The sequence below is a fragment of the Aquabacterium sp. genome (assembly GCF_035476535.1).
In the GTDB taxonomy this organism is placed as follows: Bacteria; Pseudomonadota; Gammaproteobacteria; order Burkholderiales; family Burkholderiaceae_C; genus Pseudaquabacterium.
The window spans coordinates 1-15,826 of the sequence record NZ_DATILJ010000117.1 but is presented as its reverse complement, the minus strand read 5'-3'; the positions used below and the strand labels follow the sequence as shown (position 1 = coordinate 15,826).

At 69.3% G+C, this 15,826-nt stretch carries 11 protein-coding genes; 3 read left to right on the top strand and 8 right to left on the bottom strand.

The features are described from left to right. The 5 genes from VLK61_RS12100 to tadA form a co-directional block, all read right to left on the bottom strand. Positions 1-1,544 (bottom strand): carotenoid oxygenase family protein (locus VLK61_RS12100; protein WP_325421454.1); only part of this gene is annotated, 1,544 nt, incomplete at its 3' end. A gap of 29 nt (positions 1,545-1,573) precedes the next feature. Then, entirely contained in the window at positions 1,574-2,950 is a 1,377-nt protein-coding gene (locus tag VLK61_RS12095; RefSeq protein WP_325421453.1) for a DUF1329 domain-containing protein, read from the bottom strand. 21 nt (positions 2,951-2,971) lie between these two features. Next, entirely contained in the window at positions 2,972-4,654 is a 1,683-nt protein-coding gene (locus VLK61_RS12090; protein ID WP_325421452.1) for a DUF1302 domain-containing protein, read from the bottom strand. A 297-nt stretch (positions 4,655-4,951) separates the two neighbouring features. Next, positions 4,952-5,851, bottom strand: a complete 900-nt coding sequence (locus VLK61_RS12085) for an LD-carboxypeptidase (protein ID WP_325421451.1) — start codon at positions 5,849-5,851, stop codon at positions 4,952-4,954. A gap of 29 nt (positions 5,852-5,880) precedes the next feature. Next, the gene (tadA, locus tag VLK61_RS12080) at positions 5,881-6,444 is read right to left on the bottom strand and encodes a tRNA adenosine(34) deaminase TadA (protein WP_325421458.1); all 564 of its coding nucleotides are present in this window, start codon (positions 6,442-6,444) and stop codon (positions 5,881-5,883) included. A 239-nt stretch (positions 6,445-6,683) separates the two neighbouring features. On the opposite strand from tadA, the gene VLK61_RS12075 reads away from it, so the two are divergent. From VLK61_RS12075 to VLK61_RS12065, 3 genes are all read left to right on the top strand, one after another. Next, positions 6,684-9,182, top strand: coding sequence for a proprotein convertase P-domain-containing protein (locus VLK61_RS12075; RefSeq protein ID WP_325421450.1), 2,499 nt, complete (start codon positions 6,684-6,686; stop codon positions 9,180-9,182). 102 nt (positions 9,183-9,284) lie between these two features. Further along, positions 9,285-10,076, top strand: a complete 792-nt coding sequence (locus VLK61_RS12070) for an SDR family NAD(P)-dependent oxidoreductase (protein ID WP_325421449.1) — start codon at positions 9,285-9,287, stop codon at positions 10,074-10,076. Positions 10,077-10,210: 134 nt separating this feature from the next. After that, on the top strand, positions 10,211-11,173 hold the full coding sequence (locus VLK61_RS12065; RefSeq protein WP_325421448.1) for a LysR substrate-binding domain-containing protein: 963 nt from the start codon (positions 10,211-10,213) through the stop codon (positions 11,171-11,173). Here VLK61_RS12065 and VLK61_RS12060 read toward each other — a convergent pair. The 3 genes from VLK61_RS12060 to VLK61_RS12050 are packed head-to-tail and all read right to left on the bottom strand — an operon-like array spanning position 11,138 to position 15,819. Then, a complete protein-coding gene (locus tag VLK61_RS12060; protein ID WP_325421447.1) occupies positions 11,138-12,580 on the bottom strand; it encodes an amidase in 1,443 nt (480 codons plus the stop codon). The two genes, VLK61_RS12065 and VLK61_RS12060, sit on opposite strands and share 36 nt — an antisense overlap. Continuing rightward, positions 12,577-13,374: an FAD binding domain-containing protein gene (locus tag VLK61_RS12055; protein ID WP_325421446.1), complete on the bottom strand. Its 798-nt coding sequence runs from the start codon at positions 13,372-13,374 to the stop codon at positions 12,577-12,579. Before VLK61_RS12055 ends, VLK61_RS12060 begins: the two co-directional genes overlap by 4 nt. A gap of 54 nt (positions 13,375-13,428) precedes the next feature. Further along, a complete protein-coding gene (locus tag VLK61_RS12050) occupies positions 13,429-15,819 on the bottom strand; it encodes a xanthine dehydrogenase family protein molybdopterin-binding subunit (protein ID WP_325421456.1) in 2,391 nt (796 codons plus the stop codon). Positions 15,820-15,826: the final 7 nt, after the last annotated feature.

Below are 15,826 nucleotides of genomic sequence, written 5' to 3'. Positions count from 1 at the left end.
ACCTGGAACGATTGCTTCAGGCCCGGTGCGGTGGCAATCGCCACCGGTCCCTTGCCGAGCGCGAGCGCGTCGAACACCTGCAGTTCCGTGTGGTCGGTGAACTGCACGAAGACGAGCATCCAGCCCTTGCCCTGCTCTTCCCCGCCCGCACGGTCGGGTACGAACACCGGCGACTGCGCAAAGCTGCCGGCCGGGAAGGCCCAGGACGACTGCTCTTGCATGGTCTCGAGGTCGATGCAGGCGACGGTCGACGGGAAGGGCTGTTCCGACAACTCCGCCACCGGCACGATGCGGTACGGATGCTCGCGGTGCAGCTCCACCGCCTGCGGCACCAGCATCTCGGGGTTGTAGCCCCAGTAGGCCTGCCACAGGTAGCGGCTGCGCTCCAGTGCCGGGCGGCGCATGTCGCGCGCGTACAGCAGCGTGGCCCAGTGCTTGCCGGGGTTGACGAACAGCTGGGTGTCCTTGACCTCGCCAGTGCGGCCGTCGATCACGTAGCGGCCCACCGGAGAAGCATCCACCGGCAGCGGCAGGAAGCCGTGCAGCCCGGGCGCGATCGGCCGGCCGCCGTGCCAGGTGCGGTCGGTTTCGCCGAGCGCGATGTTCAGGTCCCAGCCGTTGGAGTGGGCGATGTACAGCGTGATGTCGTCGCCATCCTGCCGGTAGTCGGCGAACTCGTGGAAGGATTCGTAAGGCAGCCGCGCATGCGCGCAGGGCACGGCCTTGCCGAGCTTTTCACGGGTTAGCTCGCGCTTGGCGACGATGTAGATGTCGCTGTACGGTGGGTGCGGCTTGGTGCGGCCGCGGCCCGCAAAGGCGCCGGGCTCGTCCTGGTTGCCGACCTCGGTGAAGATCACGTAGTCCTGCGTGACGGCAATCTCGTGGATGCCTTGCGTGATGGCCGCGCCAGGCACGAACCAGGTCTCGATCGGGCCCTGGCCATTCCAGCGCACCACGTGCAGGGGCCCCTGCCGGTCGGTGCGCGAGCGGCCCAAGGGCTCCAGGCCGAAGTTGCACCACCACATGCAGTCTTCACCCAGGTCTTCGACCGGGTGCCCCACGGTCAGCACGCCGGGAAACAGCGCATGCGGGCTGACGACGGGGTAGTCGGCCACCGCGCCGATGTAGCTGCGGAATTCCAGCGTCTGCGGGTCGAACTCGGCCGGGCGCTGCCGGTCGTAAGTCAGCAGCAGCCGGTCGCCCAGGAAGTGCGGCGCGGTGTTGGTGAAGGCCGGCTGCGCGCCGGCCAGCAGGCCGGGCAGCTCGGCTGGCGGTACCGCGCCGAGTGCGGCCGACATCAACTCGCTGTCGGGCGTGCGCACGTTGCGGCTGGTCCAGTGCGGTTTCCCGTTGGCGTTGGGCGCCAGGTCCACCCGCGTGACGATGCCGAAGCCGGCCCAGCAGAAGTTCACCACCGTGGGCTGCGCCGGCCCGATGATGAAGGCGTGGCCCCACAGACCGGCCGGCCAGGTGCCCGACGTGACGGTCAAGTCGAGGTCGTACTCCCGGCTGGGCTCGACCTGGTGATGCAGCGCGTGATCCATGGCGACGTTTCTCTTCGGAGTTCGGCGCCTCAGCGCACGCCGGCGCCAGCCAGCACTTCGGGCGAGAAGAACGAATCCGGCTGCAGCGGTGTCGGAATCCAGCCACCCTTGCCCGACACGTCCTGCTGGCGGGCATAGTTGCCGGTGGCCAGGTCGTAGGTCACCCACTCGTCGGTCGAATGCCCGTAGGTCTCGTAGAACGAGATCGGCAGGCTGTGCGTGACGCGATAGATCTGGCCCGCGGAGTCGTAGTTGTCCGAGATGCCGACGCCGGGCAGGTCTTCGTCCCAGAAGATCGTGCGTGTCGGGTAGACGTGGCGCTTACCCGCCTTCAGCGTGGCCTTCACTTCCCACACGCGGTGCAGCTCCCAGCGCACGCAATCGGGATTCAGAAAGTTCTTGGTCTTCATCGCCACGGCCGCCGGGCAGGCACTGTTGTCGCGGATGCGGTAGTTGTTGTAGGGGATGTACATCTCGCGCTTGCCGACCAGCTTGAAGTCGTAGCGGTCCAGCGAGCCGTAGAACACCGCCGCTTCGTCAACGGTGCCGGCGCCGCCGCCGGTGGGGCTGGGCGTGTCGTAGGCGATGTCCGGCGCCAGCTTCACGCGTCGCATGCCCGGCAGGTAGGAATAGGCGCGGCGGCCCTTGTCCTGCAGGTCGATGTTGTCGACGACGATCAGCTTCTCGCCGGCCTTGCGCGCGGGGTCGTTGTAGTCGATGCGCAGCCGCTCGAAGGTCTCGTCGCTGCTGATCGGGGTCGTGCGCTTGGGGTCGTAGATCGGATACTCGGCCCACATCTCGCCGACGCCGGTGACGGTGATGTTGCCCTGCGTGTCGACCACGCGGCCGCTCATGTCTGCCGAATAGAAGGCGGTGGTGTCGTACTTCAGCAGCCGGTTCCACATCACCTCGTTGCCGTTCTTCGGAAACGGGAACGGCAGCCCGGCGTAGCAGCCCTCGATGCCCAGGCCGTTCTTGATGGTCTTGCAGGCGCCGGCCGCGTTCTTCTTCATGTTCTCGATGACGAAGGGCGGGTAGCTGGCGATGCGGTGCGACGGGTACACGTCGATGCGGTAGCCGGGGTACTTCTTCAGCATCGCCTTGACGCCCTCGCTCAGCTTGGCCGCATGCGGGTCGAGGTTCTTGGCGTCGATCGAGAACAGCGGCTTCTCGGCCGCGTAGGGGTCGGGGCGCAGGCCGGGCGTTTTCGGGTTGTAGTTCGCCGGCGGCTTGACGGGGCCGGTGTGCGCGGGGATCGTGCCTTCCTTGTTGCCGGCGATCTCCGCGCCCCAGGGCGTGTGGGTCGTGGCCAGCATCTTGGCTTCATCGGCGGTCACCGCCGCGAAGGCCGGGGCAGCCAGGCTGCCGAGGATAAGTGCCGTTAGGCCGGTGAGTGCGTGTCTCATGCAATGTCTCCTAGCGAAGGCTCAGAACGTCGTCTTGAAGGTGAAGGACAGCCAGCCCCTGTCCTTGAGCAGCGCATTGCCGCCGTTCGAATAGGCCATCTGGGTCGGGCCGATGCCGGGCACCGCCGCGAAGATGTTGGGACCGGCGGTGTAGTGGCCGAAGTAGTCCGTGTAGGCGATGTCGAACTTGTATTTGCCCTTCACGTCCGCGCCCAGGCCCAGGCTCCACTGGCCGCTGCTCTCGTTGCCGCCGAAGGGCACCGGCGAATTGCCTTTCAATCCGGTGCTGAACGAGATCGGCATCGTGACGTCGACGCTGGGCAGTGCCTGGAACCAGGTCGGCGTGGCGGACAGCGACAGGCCCCAGGCCGTGTTCGTCGAGCAGCCGGCTTCCTTGCCGCCGACGGGGCAGTTGTAGCCGACGTGGTTGAAGGAGGCCGCCGTGTTGGGGTCGACTTTCTGCAGCTTGCTGTAGGTGACTTCGGCCAGCAACACCGACGAATCGAACAGCGGCGTCTTGCCGATGTAGGCCAGCGCATTGACCAGGAAGTGAAGGCTGTTGCCGCGCGCCAGCCCGGCCGAACCGAAGGCGGTGTTCAGCGCGGTGTTCTTGCGGTAGACGAGTTCAGAGCCGATCGACACGCCGGACACCTGCGTGGCGTAGCTCAGGCCGGCGATCTTCACGTCCTTCGCGTAGGCATTGTGCAGTTCGGAGAACGTGCCGCCGGGGCTGAGCACGGCCATCACCTTGTCATCGAACTTGCGCAGCGTCAGGCCGGCGGTGCCATTCAGCCAGTCCGGCGACCACTTGGCATTCAGGCCCCAGTTGCCACGGTCTTTTGGAATCGCATCGGGCCCGCTCTTCAGGTCGCCGTTGAACGGAATGCCGAGGTAGTTGGTGCCGCCCTGGAAGAACGGATCGCCATAGGTGAAATAGGTGCCGCCTTCGTAGATGCGGTAAGGCTTCCACTCCAGGAAGTACTGCGCATTCAGCGACAGCTTGTCGTTGATCTGCCAGTGCGCCGACAGCTGGTTCAGCGGCAGGAACAGCTCCTTGGCTTCGACGCCCGGCGTGGCCAGCGCCTTGCGGAAGTCCACCGGGCCCTGCGAGTACGAGGCACCATGGATGGGGCTGAACAGCGCCTCGCCATAGATCACCGTGTGGCGGCCGAGCTTGACGTCCAGCGGCATGTCGGCACCCAGCGGGACACGGCCGAACACGAAGGCGTCGAGGATCTCGCCCGAGTGCGTGTAGTAGCGCGACACCGCCTTGGTGTAGCGGTTGTTCGGGTACGCCGTGCCGAGGCCGGCGGCCTGCAGGGCAGGATTGCCCTTCACTTCGTTGTCGTAGGCGGCGTCGTACCAGCTGGCCGTGGAGATGCGGAAGCCGTGGCTCTTCTTGTAGACGAAGTCGAGTTCGGTCAGCAAGTCGACGCGGTTGGTGATCAGTTCGCCCTTGTCGAACTTGTACTCGCCGGCCTGCAGGCCCCAGGAATCGGCCAGCGTCTGGTCGCGCTTTTCCATGCGCCAGCCGGCGTTGTAGCGCACGGTGTTGTCGAAGCGCAGCGTCCCGTCAGGGCTGCCCACGTCGATCTGGAACGCCGCGCCCGGGCCATGGAACAGCACTGCTGTGACTGCAGCGGCTACGGCCAGCAGGGTGGGCTGGGGGCGCCGGCGTGGCGCTGTCCTCTTGTCTTGTCGCACGGTCTTGTCTCCGGTGTGTGGGGGTGGTGCGGGGTCACGCTGGCCTGCATCGGCGGGGTCAGGCGGGACTGACTGTCTTAATAACAAACCAGCTTGTTCGTTTTTTTTCAGGATAACGGAGCCGCAGTGGGCGATCTACTATCGTTGACCCTTATCAGGATCTCGGCGGCCCGATCGGGCCGCCCGGGGCCGGCGCAAGGCGCCACGGCGATGAAACGCACAGGTGCGTGCGCAGCCGACTACCCGCAGGGACCTGCGATCACCGTCGGCATCGATGACGCGCCAGCGCGGCGCGGCTCACCAGCCGATCAGCACATCGCGGCCATCCACCACCAGTTGCACCTTGGCGCCGATCGGCAGCGTCACCTTGGTCGGCACATGGCCGAACGGCAGGCCGGTGAGCACCGGTGTGCTGCTGACGCTGCGCAGCTGCGCTACTGCCTGCTTGAGCGAATAGCCGCGGTCGTTGGGCGACTTGCGGTAATCGGTGAAGGCACCCAGCAGCACGGCCTTCTGCGCTGCCAGCACGCCCGCCTGGTGCAACTGCAACAGCGAGCGCTCGACACGGTAGGGATGCTCGCTGACATCCTCGAGGAACAGGATGCCGCCCTTGACCTTGGGCCAATGCGGCGTGCCCAGCATGGACACCACCATGGCCAGGTTGCCGCCCCACAGCGTGCCGCGCGCCTGCAGGCCGTCGAAGCCGGCCTCGGTGCGAAAGCCCACTGCCTCCAGCTCACCCGACATCGCTTCGGCAAAGCAGTCCCGCGTGACCTCGTCGACACCGCCGGCTTCGTCGCTGCGGCCGAAGTCGTCGCAGGCCATCGGCCCGTGCCAGCTGCGTGCACCGGTGTGCGCCAGCAGGCCCAGCTGCAGCGCGGTGAGATCGCTGAAACCGACCCAGCGCGTGCCCTGCTCGACGCTGCGCGCCAGGCGTGGCCAGTCGATCGCGTCGAGCGAGCGGGTCAGGCCATAGCCGCCGCGGCAGGCCATCGCGATCGACGGCGCCGCGTCGGCCACGCGGTGCAGCGTGGCCAGACGGGTTTCTTCATCGCCGGCAAAGCGCTGGTGGCGGGCACGCACGCTGACATCGAGCGTTACTTCGTAGCCCATCGCGGCCAGCCGTTGTCGGGCCAGCTTCAAGGCGGGTGCGCGCAACTCCACGCCCGAGGGGGCAAACACGGTCAACGAGGTCATGGGGGATCGAAGGTCAACAGAGTGAGTGATCAGGCCCGGTCAGGGTCCGGCAGTTCGGTGGCATCGCCGGTCGGGATCGGATCCTTGTCGGCATCGTCTTCAAGCACCGTGGGCATGGCGCGCTGGGCGCGTTGCAAGGCCCGGCGCTCGGCGAAGAACTGGCGCAGCAGCAGCGCCGAGGCATCGGCCATCACGCCGCCCAGCAGCTCGGTGTGGTGGTTGAGCCGCGGCTCGGCGAACAGATCGGTCACCGAGCCGGCGGCGCCGGTCTTCGGATCGAAGGCACCGAACACCACGCGCTTGAAGCGCGCATGCATCAGCGCCATCGCGCACATCGCGCAGGGCTCCAGCGTCACGTACAGCTCGCACTCGGGCAGGCGGTAGTTCTCCAGCAGCTGCGCCGCGTGTCGCAAGGCGACGATCTCGGCATGCGCCGTCGGGTCGTGCGTGGTGATCGGCCGGTTGTAGCCGGTGGCGATGACCTGCCCGCCCCGCATGATCACCGCGCCCACCGGCACTTCGCCGGCCAGCTGGGCGTTCAGCGCCTGGTCCAGCGCGATGCGCATCGCCTGTTCATCGGCCGGCGTGATCATCGGCATGGGGGGCTCGGGGCAGGAAGGCGTTGCATGGGGGGCTGGGCGACCGGGCGAGGAAGTTACCACACGCCCTGCCCGAGTCGCCGCGCGCGCTGGCCGCCGCCGGCGCAGCACGCGCGCTGCCGCCTCGCTTGCATTGACGATGACCGCGGCCCGACATCGTTGTATGACCTCCCCACTGGACAGGCGCCGTGCGCCGGGCCCAGGTTCACCACCCCGGCACCAGGAGTTCAACCATGCCCACTGCCCCCGTCTACACCTACCGCGCCGGCCAACGGCTGGACCTGACCAAGCGTGACGACCAGTTCGTCGTGCGTGCACACGAGCCCGCGCTGGCGGCGCTGGCCAGCCGGGACACCGAGCAGGTGTCCGCGGCATCGACGCGGGTGCGCGTGGCCGCCGCCGACCTGGAAAACCAGATGGCCGCCGCACGGCAGATCGCGCCGACCCACCATGCCTACGACAGGGCGGACACCGGCAGCGAGTTCCTGATCACCGACCGCGTGCTGGTGAGCTTTCGGCCCGGCACGCCGCAGGACCAGGTGGACGCGCTGATCGGCCGCCATGGCCTGGTCGTCAAGCAGCGCTACGACGACCGCAACTACCTGCTGCAGCTGACCGATCACACCGGCGTCAACCCGGTCAAGCTGGTCGTGGCGCTGAGCGAGAACGAGCCCATCGTCGAGCGGGCCGAGAACGACCTGAACCAGCGCATGCCGCGCAGCGTGACGCTGCCGACCGACGCGCATTACCAGGCCGCCTGGCACCTGCACCTGCGCTCGGCCGAGCCGGCCTTCGACGCGCGCGCCAGCGCCCGCTGCGAACAGGCCTGGCAGCTGCTGGGCCACCTGGGCAGCGCCGAGGTGGTGATCGCCGTCAGCGACGACGGCTGCCGCCTGGACCATGCGGACTTCAACAGCCCCACCAAGTTCGCCGGCTGGGCCTACCTCAGCGACGAACGCCTGGTCAAGATGAGCGATCCGGACGCCACGCCGGCCGGCATGTACCAGCCCGGCGCGAACCACGGCACCTCGTGTGCCGGTGTCGCCGCCGGTGAAGCCGATGGCGTGATGACCGTGGGCGCGGCGCCCGGCTGCCGGCTGCTGCCGATCAAGTGGGAATCCGACGACCGCGGGCTGTATGTCAGCGATTCCAAGCTGCTCACCGTGCTGAACTGGATTGCCGACAAGGCCGACGTGTTGAGCAACAGCTGGGGCATCGTGCCGATCAATTCGTTTGCCGGCATCGTCACCGACCGCATCGCCACGCTGTCCACCAGCGGCGGCCGCCGCGGCCGCGGCATCGTCTTCCTGTGGGCGGCCGGCAACGAGAACTGCCCGATCCAGCACACCACCAACGTCGACGTGCCCTACACCCGCGGCTGGGCGCTGGGCGCCGGCAATGTGCCGGTGTGGGTGGGCGTGCAGCGCGCGCGCGTCTTCAGCAACCCGCTGGTGGCGCTGCCGGGCGTGATGCACATCGCCGCGCTGGCCAGCAACGCGCGGCGCAGCCACTATTCCAACTACGGCACCGGCATCGACCTGTGCGCACCGACCAACAACTCGCACACCTACCGCCGGCTACAAGTCACCGGCCTGGGCGTGGCCGCCCCCACCGGCGAAGGCACGCAGTTCACGCTGGCCTTCGGCGGCACCTCCAGCGCCACGCCGCTGGTGGCCGGGGTCGCGGCGCTGGTGATCTCGGCGCACCCGCTGCTGTCGGCCGCCGAGGTGATCTCGCTGCTGCGCCGCACCGCCAGCAAGGACCTCGACGCCACGCCCTACCCGCGCACGCCGCCGGCGAACTTCGATCCCAACCCGACCTGGGATGTGTCGCCGGCGGCGCCCTTTGCGCAGGGCGAGTTCGCCAACATCGGCCATGGCGATGGCAGCTGGAGCCCGTGGTTCGGCTTCGGCCGCGTCGATGCCGAACGCGCGGTGGCTGCGGCGCTGGCCGCTGGCGCGCCTCAGCCCGATGGCGGCGGCAGCAGCGCAAGTTCCAGCCGCGTGATCGATATCCCGGACAACGATCCGACCGGCATCGACGACAGCGTGCAACTCGCGGCGGCGGGCACGGCCTCGGCGCTGACGCTGTCGGTCGACATCCGCCACAGCTTCATCGGCGACCTGCAGGTCTCGCTGGTCGCGCCCGACGGCCGCGAGGCGATGGTGCACAACCGCAGCGGCGGCGACCAGCACGACCTGGCGCGCAGCTGGCAATCGAGCGACAACCCCGGACTGGCGACGCTGCGCGGCGCCACCATCGCCGGCACTTGGCGGCTGCGTGTGCGTGACATCGCCAACCTCGACAGCGGGCAGTTGCGCGGCTGGAGCCTGGCCGTTGCGGCCCAGGCGACGCAACCCCTCGTGATCGAAGAATCGCCCGGCACGACGATCCCCGACAACAACCCACAAGGCATCACGCGCACGCTGGTGGCCGCCAGCACGGCACGCGTCGGCGCCGTCGAACTGGCACTGGACATCACCCACACCTACATCGGCGACCTGCGGGTGGAACTGGTGGCACCCTCGGGCCGCGGCGTCGTCGTGCACGAGCGCAGCGGCCGCGACGCCGACAACCTGATCCGCGACTGGAACAGCACGCCGGCCGGCGGGCTGGCGGCCCTGGTCGGCGAAGCGGCCGGCGGCAACTGGACGCTGAAAGTGGCCGACTTGGATGCCCGTGACGAAGGCAAGCTCAACCGCTGGCGGCTGCGGCTGAGCGAATCGGCCTGAAACGCCGGGAAGGCCGGTGTCCGGATCGCGGTGCTGGCACCGGGGCCGGGGTGCGGCCAGAATGCTGCGCTCGCCTCACGACCTTCCCCTTGGAGCAGAAGCATGACGAGTGAAGACATCGGCACCCCGGTCGCGGTGGTCACCGGCGGAGCGCGCGGCATCGGCCTGGAGATCGGCCGGTGGTTCCTGGCCAACGGGCACCGCGTGGCGCTGATCGACATCGACGGCACCACCCTCACCGCCACGGCGACCCACCTGGACAACCCCGCACGCGTGCTGCCGGTGCACGCCGATGTCGCCGACCCGCAGCAAGTGCAAGCCGCCGTCGAGGCGGTGGCCAGGCGCTTCGGCCGCATCGACGCGCTGATCAACAACGCCGGCGTCGCGGTGTTCAAGCCCATCGCCGAGACCTCGTTCGCCGAATGGCGCCAGGTCATGGCCACCAACCTCGACGGCGCGTTCCTCTGCACCCAGGCCTGCGTGCCGCTGATGCGCCAAGGCGGCGGCGGCAGCGTCGTCAACATCGCGTCGATCTCGGGCCTGCGCGCCAGCACGCTGCGCGTGGCCTACGGCACCAGCAAGGCCGCGCTGATCCACCTGACACGGCAACAGGCGGTCGAGCTGGGCACGGTGGGCATCCGCGTCAACGCCATCGCGCCGGGGCCGGTGGAGACCGAGATGGCCAGGCAGGTGCACACCGCGGCGATCCGCGCCGACTACCACGACACCATTCCGCTGAACCGCTACGGCACCACCGGCGAGATCGCCGCCGCGGTAGGCTTTCTGTGCAGCGCCGCGGCCAGCTACGTGAACGGCCAGGTGCTGGCCGTCGACGGCGGCTTCGACGCAGCCGGTGTCGGTTTGCCGGCGCTGCGGCGGGACGCCTTGGCCTGAAGCTTCCCGCTGGCGCAGATGCTGCCGACGGATGACAACCGAAGACGCCGGCACCGCTGGCGTCAAGGCAGGCAGCCGCCGCACGAATCTTGCATGCAAGCTCCGTCGAAGCAACCAGCCCTCGCAGCATCGCCATGAGCTTCTACAGCGTCGACATGCGCGTTCTGCGCTCGTTCATCTCAGTGGTCGAAACCGGCAGCGTCACCGAGACCGCGCGTCGGCTGGGCCGCACGCAGCCGGCGATCACCTTGCAGATGAAGCGCCTGGAAGAGCTGACCGGCCGCGTGCTGTTCAAGCCCGAGAGCCGGCGCCCGGTGCTCACCTCCGAGGGCGAGATCGTGCTCAGCTACTCGCGGGCCATCTTGAAGATGCACGACGAGTTGCAGGCCCGGCTGTCGTCGGCCGACCTGGAAGGCCACGTCGTGCTCGGCACGCCGGACCTCTACGCGGCCTACCTGCTGCCGTCGATCCTGGCGCTGTTCCGCCAGGCCTACCCGCGCATCCAGGTCGAGCTGCGCTGCTCGCTGTCGACGCCGCTGCTCGGCCTGGTGCAGCGCGGCCAGGTCGACATTGCACTGGTCACGCGCATGCCCGGCTTCAGCGGCGGCGAAGTGGTGCGCCAGGAGCAGCTGATCTGGGTCGAAGCCGAGGGGCAGGACGTGCATCTGGAGGAGCCGGTGCCGCTGGCGCTGCTGCCGCCGGGCAACATCTACCGCGACTATGCGATCGAGGGGCTGGAGCGGGCCGGGCGCCGCTGGCGCATTGCCTGCGTCAGCGAAAGCATCGGCGGGCTTCAGGCTGCCGTGTTCGCCGGCATGGCGGTGAGCGTGGTGTGCAAGAGCGCGCTGGTGCACGGCATGCGGCAGATCGGCATCCACGAGTACTTTCCGCCGCTGCCCAAGGTCGACCTGCTGCTGTACCGCGCCTCGGGGCCGGCCACCTCGGCGGCGATGGCGCTGCACGACTACCTGGCGCGCTTCCTGGGCAGCGTGGAAGAGCTGCCGATGCCGCCGATCCGCGGTGCGGTGCCGGTGCTCGATCTGGCCTCGTCGACGCTGCCCTCAAGCCCGGGGCGGCGGGTCCGGCCAGCGGCCTGAACTGGCCGCGCGCGCGGCCTCGAAGGCCGCTGCGACGCGGAAGATGCGCGCTTCTTCCAGCGGCGGCGCGATGATCTGCAGGCCGATCGGCAGGCCATCGCTGTCGAAGCCGCAGGGGATGGTCGCTGCCGGCAGCCCGGCCAGATTGATCGGCCACGAGAACGGCGACCAGCCCAGGTGAGCATCCACCACGCGGCCGTCGATGCGGTCCGGCCCCAGCGTGCCGGCGGCGAAGGCGGTGACCGCCACGGTGGGCGTCACCAGCAGCTGGGCCTGCTCGAAGACCTGCAGGAACTTGGCGCGCAGGCGTGTGCGGCGGTGCATCGCGTTCACGTACTCGGCGCCGCCGTAAGCACGGCCCTGAGCCAGCACCTGGCGGTACTCGGGGTCGGACTGCGCCAGCACCTGCGCATCACGCTCCAGCATCGCCGCCGCCTGTTCGGTGTAGGCGATGGGCTTGGCCACCTGCTCCAGGATCTGCGGATCCAGGCCGACGTCGTCGGGCATCAGTTCGGCGCCCAGGTCCGCCAGCCGCACCAGCGCCGCGGCAAACGCGGTGCGCACCTCGGGCGCCACTGCCGCGAAGCCGAAATCGGACGTGAAGGCGATGCTCACGCCGTGCAGCGGGCCGGGTGTCGCGTCATAGCTGCGGCGGCCCAGCGGCAGGCTGGCGACGTCGCGCGGGTCGTGGCCGGCAATCACTTCGAGCAGCAGGGCTGCATCGGCAACCGTGCGCGTGATCGGCCCGGTATGGGCGAGCGAGGCCCAGGCCGGCGGAAAGAAGCCAGGTGCCCGCGGCACCAGACCGAAGCTGGGCTTGATGCCGAACACGCCGCAGAACGCGGCCGGCACGCGGATCGAGCCGACACCGTCGGTGCCCAGCGCCAGCGGGCCACAGCCGGCCGCCACTGCCGCCGCGGCGCCGCCGCTGGAGCCGCCGCTGGTGCGCCCGGTGTGCCAGGGGTTGCGCGTGATGCCCGACACCGGGCTGTCGGCGGTGAGCTTGTAGCCCGACTCGCAGGTGGTGGTCTTGCACGTCAGCACGGCGCCGGCCCGGCGCAGCGACGAGACCACGGCCGCATCCACATCCGGCACGAAGCGGTCGAACCCGGGCGCGCCGCCACGTGCCGGCACGCCGGCGACGAAGATCAGGTCCTTCACAGTCACCGGCACGCCGCACAGCGCACCCTGCGGCGCGCCCTCGCGCCAGGCCAGCGTGGCGCGCCGGGCTTCGCTGCGAGCACTGTCGAACATGGCGGTGACCATGACATTGCAGCGTCCGTCGGTGGCTACCAGCGCGCTGATCACGTCCTCGATCACCTCCGACGGCGTGAACTGGCCGCTTTGATAACCCGCTATCAGCTCGGTGGCGGCCAGCCGCGCGAGGCTGCTGCCCGGCGCGGTCATGAACACAGCCGCGCGACGGCGCGCCGGGTCAGCACGCCGATCAGCTGGGCGCGGTAGGCCGCGTCGCCGTGCAGGTCGGCATTCAGGCCCTCGGGCGGGAATCGCAGGCCGGCCACCGCTTCGGGCGAGAACTGCTCGTTCAGGCTGGCTTCGATGGCTGCCGCGCGGAACACGCAGGGCGCGGCGCCGGTGACGGCCACGCGCACGCCGGCCGTGGTGCGGGCGATGAACACGCCCACCAGGGCATAGCGCGAGGCCGGGCTGCGGAACTTCTCGTAGGCCGCGGCCGCCGGCGTTGGAAAGTGCACCGCGGTGACGATCTCGCCGGCCAGCAGCGCGGTGCTGAACATGCCGGTGAAGAAGGCCTCGGCAGCAATGCGTCGGCGCGTGCTCACCACCGTGGCGCCCAGCGCCAGCAGCGCGGCCGGGTAACAGGCGGACGGGTCGGCGTTGGCCACAGACCCACCGAGCGTACCGCGGTGCCGCACCTGCACATCGCCGATGCCGCCGGCCAGATCGGCCAGCGCCGGGATGAGGCGCTGCACGTCCGCCGAGGCGGCCACCTCGGCATGTGTTGTCATCGCACCGATCGTCAGGCCCTGGGCTTCACCGCGGATGCCGCGCAGCTCAGGCAGGCCGCCCAGATCGAGCAGCATGGACGGCGCGCTGAGCCGCAGCTTCAGCGCCGGCACCAGCGTCATGCCGCCGGCCAGCAGCCGCGCATCGTCGGCGGCGCCGAACACCGTGGCCGCGCTGTCCAGGTCGGCCGGGCGGACGTATTCGAAGGGGTGCATGCCAATGTCTCCGCGAATCAGAGGGGTCGGTTGCCGTGCCGGGTTCTGCGTCGATCACCGCAGCGCTGCGGCCGCGCCACCGGATTCGGCGACGATGCGCCAGATGCGCTGCGGCGAGGCCGGCATGTCGACATGGTTGACGCCCAGGTGCGCCAGCGCATCGACCACGGCATTGATGACCGTGGCCGGCGAGCCGATGGTGCCCAGCTCGCCGCAGCCTTTGGCGCCCAGCGGGTTGTGCGTGCAGGGCGTGATGTGCGTCTGCACGCGGATCGGCGGCACATGGTCGGCGCGCGGCATGCAGTAGTCGAGGAACGAACCGGACAGCAGTTGCCCCGATTCCGGGTCGTAGGCGCAGTCTTCGTACAGCGCCTGGCCGATGCCCTGCACGATGCCGCCGACGATCTGGCCATCGACGATCATCGGGTTGATGACCGTGCCGACATCGTCGACCGCGACGTAGTTCAGCAGCGTGACGACACCGGTCTCGGGGTCGATCTCCAGCTCGGCGACATGCGCGCCGCAGGGGAAGGTGAAGTTCACCGGGTCGTAGAAGGCCTGCTCCTCTAGCCCGGGCTCCAGCGTTTCGAGCGGGTAGTTCACCGGGAAGTAGGCCGACAGCGCGACCTCGGCCAGCGTCTTGCGCCGGTCGGTGCCGACCACCGCGAAGACGCCGGCACTGAACTCGATGTCCGCATCGCTGGCCTCCAGCATGTGCGCGGCGATCTTCTTGCCCTTGGCGATGACCTTGTCAGCGGCCTTGACCAGCGCCGAGCCGCCGACCGCCAGCGAGCGCGAGCCGTAGGTGCCCAGGCCGAACTGCACCTTGTCGGTGTCGCCGAAGACGATTTCGACCTGGTCGGCCGGCACGCCCAGCCTGTGCGACAGCACCTGCGCGAAGGTGGTCTCGTGCCCCTGGCCGTGGTTGTGCGTGCCCATCAGCACGGTGACCTGGCCGGTGGGGTGCACACGCACGGCAGCGCTTTCGAACAGGCCGCCGCGCACGCCCAGCCGGATGGCGATGCGCGAAGGCGCCAGGCCGCAGGCCTCGATGTAGGTCGACAGGCCGATGCCGCGCAGCTTGCCGCGCGCGGCCGATTCGCGCTTGCGCGCCGCGAAGCCGGCCCAGTCGGCGCTGGCCAGCGCCTTGGCCAGGCAGCCGCCGGGGTCGCCGCTGTCGTATTCCATCATCACCGGCGTCTGGTACGGGTAGGCATCGAGCGGGATCATGTTGCGGCGGCGGATCTCGGCGCGGTCCAGCCCCAGCTCGGCGGCGCAGACGTCGACCAGCCGCTCGAGCAGGAAGGTGGCCTCGGGCCGGCCGGCGCCGCGGTAGGCATCCACCGGCACGGTGTTCGTGAACACGCACTTGACCTCGCAGTGGATCGCCGGCGTGGTGTAGACGCCGGCCAGCAGCGGGCCGTACAGATTGGTCGGGATGTTGGGCCCGAAGGTCGACAGGTAGGCCCCCATGTTGGCCACGGTGCTGACGCGCAGCCCGAGAAATCGGCCGTTCTCGTCGAGTGCCATCTCGGCCTCGCTGACATGGTCGCGGCCATGGGCATCGGAGACGAAGCCTTCGCTGCGCTCGCAGACCCACTTCACCGGCCGATCCAGCCGCCGCGCGGCCCAGGTCACCACCGCTTCTTCGGCATAGTGGAACTGCTTGACACCGAAGCCGCCGCCGACATCGGGCGACACCACGCGCAGCTTGTGCTGCGGGATGTTCAGCACGAAGTTGCCCATCAGCAGCTTGACGATGTGCGGGAACTGGCTGGTGGTGTAGAGCGTGTGCTGGCCGCGCGAACGGTCGTAGTCGCCGATCGCCGCGCGCGGCTCCATCGGGTTGCCGACCAGCCGGTTGTTGACCAGGCTCAGCCGGGCCACATGCGCGGCCTTCTTGAACGCTGCGTCGGTGGCCGCGCGGTCGCCGATCTCCCAGTCGACGCAGACGTTGTCGGGGATGTCGTCGAACACCGCCGGCGCGCCGGGCCGCAGCGCGTCCAGCACGCCGACCACCGCCGGCAGCGCGTCGTAGTCGACCACCACCGCGTCGGCGGCCTGGCGCGCCTGGGCCAGCGATTGCGCGACGACGAAGGCCACCGCGTCGCCGACGTAGCGCACCTTGCCCTGGGCCAGCGGCGGGTGTGGTGGCTCTTTCGTCGCCGTGCCGCCTTTGCCGCTGACCGGCCAGGCGCAGGGCAGGCCGCCGACACCGTCGGCCTTCAGATCCTCGCCGGTCAGCACCGCCAGCACGCCGGGCATCGCCAACGCTGCCGTGGTGTCGATGGCGGTGATGCGCGCATGCGCATGGGTAGCACGCACGAACACGCCATGGGCCATGTTCGGCCGCTGGATGTCGGCCACGTAGTTGCCGCGGCCGAGCAGGAAGCGCAGGTCTTCCTTGCGCGGCAGCGACGCGCCGATGCCGGTGTGCGCTGTCATGCCCCCG

Excerpts from the sequence above, each read along its gene's own strand:
- VLK61_RS12095 (WP_325421453.1), bottom strand. The coding sequence starts at position 2,950 with ATGAGACACGCACTCACCGGCCTAACGGCACTTATCCTCGGCAGCCTG.
- VLK61_RS12085 (WP_325421451.1), bottom strand. The coding sequence starts at position 5,851 with ATGACCTCGTTGACCGTGTTTGCCCCCTCGGGCGTGGAGTTGCGCGCA.
- tadA (WP_325421458.1), bottom strand. The coding sequence starts at position 6,444 with ATGATCACGCCGGCCGATGAACAGGCGATGCGCATCGCGCTGGACCAG.
- VLK61_RS12075 (WP_325421450.1), top strand. The coding sequence starts at position 6,684 with ATGCCCACTGCCCCCGTCTACACCTACCGCGCCGGCCAACGGCTGGAC.
- VLK61_RS12070 (WP_325421449.1), top strand. The coding sequence starts at position 9,285 with ATGACGAGTGAAGACATCGGCACCCCGGTCGCGGTGGTCACCGGCGGA.
- VLK61_RS12065 (WP_325421448.1), top strand. The coding sequence starts at position 10,211 with ATGAGCTTCTACAGCGTCGACATGCGCGTTCTGCGCTCGTTCATCTCA.
- VLK61_RS12060 (WP_325421447.1), bottom strand. The coding sequence starts at position 12,580 with ATGACCGCGCCGGGCAGCAGCCTCGCGCGGCTGGCCGCCACCGAGCTG.
- VLK61_RS12055 (WP_325421446.1), bottom strand. The coding sequence starts at position 13,374 with ATGCACCCCTTCGAATACGTCCGCCCGGCCGACCTGGACAGCGCGGCC.
- VLK61_RS12050 (WP_325421456.1), bottom strand. The coding sequence starts at position 15,819 with ATGACAGCGCACACCGGCATCGGCGCGTCGCTGCCGCGCAAGGAAGAC.